The sequence below is a fragment of the Gemmobacter sp. genome (assembly GCF_016792925.1).
GTDB lineage: Bacteria > Pseudomonadota > Alphaproteobacteria > Rhodobacterales > Rhodobacteraceae > Gemmobacter.
Genome location: NZ_JAEULU010000212.1, coordinates 1 through 3,424, shown reverse-complemented (window position 1 = coordinate 3,424; position 3,424 = coordinate 1). Strand labels below are relative to the sequence as shown.

Genomic DNA, 3,424 nt, shown 5'->3' with positions numbered 1-3,424 from the left:
CCACCCGCACCGGCACGCCCGTCCAGCGCCATGCGGCGCCGACCGTCAGCATGTCGAGCGGGGCGCCCGGCACCCCGTCTGTTTCCGTCTGAGACCAAGAAATGACAAACGTGCCACGAGAGCCCGTTTTCATATGCCTGTTTGCCTGCTCGTTTTCTTTTTATGAGCAAAGGTTAACAGGGGCCGAATCGTTTGGCTATGGTTTATGGGCAACAATCCGCGCAAAGCGTGCCGATTGTGCACCACCACAACGGGAACTTTTTCAGAAGCTGAGGTTCAGCCGCAGCGAGCCGACCACCTGGCCCCCGGCCTGGCCCTCATATTCCTTGCCAAGCCAGGTGACGCCATAGAAGGCCTCGGCGCGTTCACCCTGCCAATGCACCCCTGCCCGCGCCCGGCTGCGGGTGTCTTTCAGAACGGCCGGGCCGCTTTCGGGCAGCCAGTCGCTGTCCGAGATGCGGGCCACGTCGCCGCCCAGTGTGAGGCTATACCCCGGCTCGGCGGTGCCTGCGATGCCCAGCACGCGATGGCCGGTCACCGTGTCGCGGGTGAACAGGCCCTCATGACCGAAGCGGCCCAGAATCACATCCCCGCCCAGCCGCAGATAATCCTCGGCGCCGATCTGCGCCTCGGCGAAGGGGCGGAAGGTCACGCGCTCTCCGGCCATGAAGCTGCGGCCCAGTTCCAGGTTCAGCGTCGGATGCACGCCATTGGGGATCTGGGTGCCCAGCACATTCGGCTCGTCCAGACCGATCAGCTTGTGGACCTCGCGTTGGAAGGCGCCGACCTGGGTTTGCGGGCCGGTGATCACCAGCTCGGCCCCCAGCCGCGCCTCGATGCCGCGCATGTCCCAATGGGTTGCGAGGCCCGGCGCGATGATGCCGACATAGCGGCGATCCGGGTCGGGATTCGTCAGGCTGTCGGGGGCGATGATCTCGCTGCGCAGGCGCTGTTCGAGAATCGCGCCGAATTCGGCCGGGGCGCCGCCGCCCCAGCGGTCGCCGCGAAACCGGCTGACCGCATAGGCGCCGGTGCGCCAGCGATCATGGGTATCACCAAGCGCATCATTGGTGAAAAGGCGGGCAAAGCCCAGCGTTACGCGATCCTGCGCGGGGGCAGTTCCCGCCCCGGCGGCCAGCACCAGCCCTGCCATACACGCCGCACGCAGCGCCTGTTTCATGTTCTGTCCGGCCATTGTTTCCGCCCGCTTGTCCCTGAGCCTAGAAAATCCAGCAATGTGGCACAAGCATGGCCCCAAGCGGACGGTCGACAGGCAGGGCCGGATCGGCAGCCGTGCCACAGGTCGGACACCGGTCAAGCACCGCTAAAATTCCCAAGCAAAAGAATCGGGCTTTACAACTCCAAGTCTTTTTGTCAGTTTTAGCGCATCCAAGCCAACCCCCTCGGGCCAGCCCGGATTGTCACAGGCAATTGCCGCACCCCCGAGGTCCAGATGAAAGCGCAGCCCAACGGCCCTTTGGCCGATCTGAGAGCCGAGCCGACCCTGACGGAACTTCTCCGTCAGGCGATGGCAGGGCTGATCCCCGCCTCCCCGGACGTCTCGGCCCTGATCGACCGGATGGAGACGCCCAGATGAACATGCAAGTAGATACCCGCAGCCTGATGACCGTCACCGATACGACCCCCTGCCATGATGCACTCGCCCTCACCGAGGGGGGCAATCTTGCCCGCATCGTCTTGCAGGATCAGGTCTATTCGCTGCGCATCACCCGCGCGGGCAAATTGATCCTCACCAAGTAACGGACCCGCCGATGAAACGCCTTTTGCTGACTGCCCTTCTGTCCACCGCTGCCGTGCCGGCTCTTGCTGTCACCGAGGCCGAGGTGGTGAAGACCTATGCCGATATTGCCGAGGCCGGCTATGCCGACAGTCTCGCCACGGCGCGGGCGCTGCAAACGGCGGTTCAGGCGCTGGTCGCCGCGCCTTCGGCTGACACGCTGGAGGCCGCCAAGGCCGCCTGGCGCGCCGCCCGCGTGCCCTATCAGCAGACCGAGGTGTTCCGCTTCGGCAATCCGATCGTCGATGATTGGGAGGGCCGGGTGAATGCCTGGCCGCTGGACGAAGGCCTGATCGACTATGTGGATGCCTCTTACGGCCAGTCGGAGGAAAATCCGCTTTCGACGCTGAATGTGATCGCCTCGCCCAAGATCACCATTGGCGGCACCGAGATCGACGCCAGCGCCATCACGCCCGCGCTGATCAAGGAGACCCTGCATGAGGCCGATGGCATCGAGGCCAATGTCGCCTCGGGCTATCATGCCATCGAATTCCTGCTGTGGGGGCAGGATTTGAACGGCACGGGCGCCGGTGCGGGCGCCCGTCCGTTCACCGATTTCCTTGCGGGCGAAGGCTGCACCGGCGGGAATTGCGACCGCCGCGCCGCCTATCTGACCGCCGCGACCGACCTGCTGGTGGCAGATCTGGAAGAAATGGCCGCGAACTGGGCCGAGGCTGGCGCTGCGCGGGCAGCGGTTTCTGCCGATCCGGCGAAGGGCGTGCAGGCCATGCTGACCGGCATGGGCAGCCTGTCCTATGGTGAGCAGGCGGGCGAGCGCATGAAGCTGGGCCTGATGCTGAACGACCCCGAGGAGGAGCATGATTGCTTCTCGGACAACACCCATGACAGCCATTTTTATGACGGGTTGGGTGTGCGCAATGTCTATCTGGGCAGCTATACCCGCCCGGATGGCAGCGTGGTCTCTGGCCCGTCGCTGTCGGAACTGGTCGCCGCCAAGGATGGCGCGGTGGATACGCAACTGAAGGCCGAGCTGGACGCCTCGGTCGCCGCCCTTCAGGCGATCAAGACCGCAGCCGAGGGCGGCTTTGCCTATGATCAGATGCTGGCGGCAGGCAACAAGGAGGGCGAGGCGCTCATCATGGGCGCGGTCAACGCCCTGGTCACGCAAACCGCCTCGATCGAGCGCGCGGTGACCACGCTGGGCCTGACCGGCACCGCCTTTGAAGGCTCTGACAGCCTCGACAACCCCGACGCCGTTTTCCAGTGATCCACAGGGCCGGGCCTGCGGGTCCGGCCAGACCTTCCCGAAGGGTTCGCCATGATCGTCTGCCACTGCCAAAGCATCACCGACCATGACATCCGCGCCGCCGTCACCTGGATGCGCGCCGCCGACCCTGACACCATTGTCACGCCCGGCAAGATCTATCACGCGCTTGGCAAACGCGCCGATTGCGGCGGCTGCATGCCGCTGCTGCTGGATGTGATGCGCAAGACCGAAAGCTTTGGCGTGCCCGCCGACCCGGCGCAGGTGCCGCGCCTGCGCCCCATGCGGCTGCGCGCCTGAGGGCAAGATGGCCGAGGCCATCGCCTCGGTCATGCGGCACCGTTTCCGCGTTTGGGCCGGGGGCCCAAAGCCACCGGCCAGCGCCCGCCCTGCGGGGGGCG

The 3,424-nt window shown here is 65.6% G+C and carries 5 protein-coding genes and 1 pseudogene; 4 read left to right on the top strand and 2 right to left on the bottom strand.

What is annotated here, in order from left to right:
- Positions 1 to 133 (bottom strand): annotated as a pseudogene (locus tag JNN06_RS10180) (hemolysin-type calcium-binding protein); the annotation flags it as partial.
- 129 nt (positions 134 to 262) lie between these two features.
- Entirely contained in the window at positions 263 to 1,180 is a 918-nt protein-coding gene (locus tag JNN06_RS10175; RefSeq protein ID WP_291239477.1) for a lipid A-modifier LpxR family protein, read from the bottom strand.
- A gap of 273 nt (positions 1,181 to 1,453) precedes the next feature.
- Here JNN06_RS10175 and JNN06_RS10170 point away from each other — a divergent pair, with 273 nt between their 5' ends.
- Genes JNN06_RS10170 through JNN06_RS10155 form a run of 4 tightly spaced genes read left to right on the top strand, consistent with a single transcriptional unit; the run spans position 1,454 to position 3,323 of the window.
- Entirely contained in the window at positions 1,454 to 1,597 is a 144-nt protein-coding gene (locus JNN06_RS10170; RefSeq protein ID WP_291239476.1) for a hypothetical protein, read from the top strand.
- 26 nt (positions 1,598 to 1,623) lie between these two features.
- Positions 1,624 to 1,761 carry a hemin uptake protein HemP gene (locus JNN06_RS10165; RefSeq protein WP_291239478.1) on the top strand — a complete coding sequence of 46 codons (138 nt, stop codon included), beginning with the start codon at positions 1,624 to 1,626 and terminating at the stop codon, positions 1,759 to 1,761.
- An 11-nt stretch (positions 1,762 to 1,772) separates the two neighbouring features.
- Complete coding sequence (locus tag JNN06_RS10160; RefSeq protein WP_291239475.1) at positions 1,773 to 3,026, top strand: imelysin family protein; 1,254 nt, start codon at positions 1,773 to 1,775, stop codon at positions 3,024 to 3,026.
- Between the two features lie 51 nt (positions 3,027 to 3,077).
- Entirely contained in the window at positions 3,078 to 3,323 is a 246-nt protein-coding gene (locus JNN06_RS10155; protein ID WP_291239474.1) for a (2Fe-2S)-binding protein, read from the top strand.
- Positions 3,324 to 3,424 lie beyond the last annotated feature (101 nt).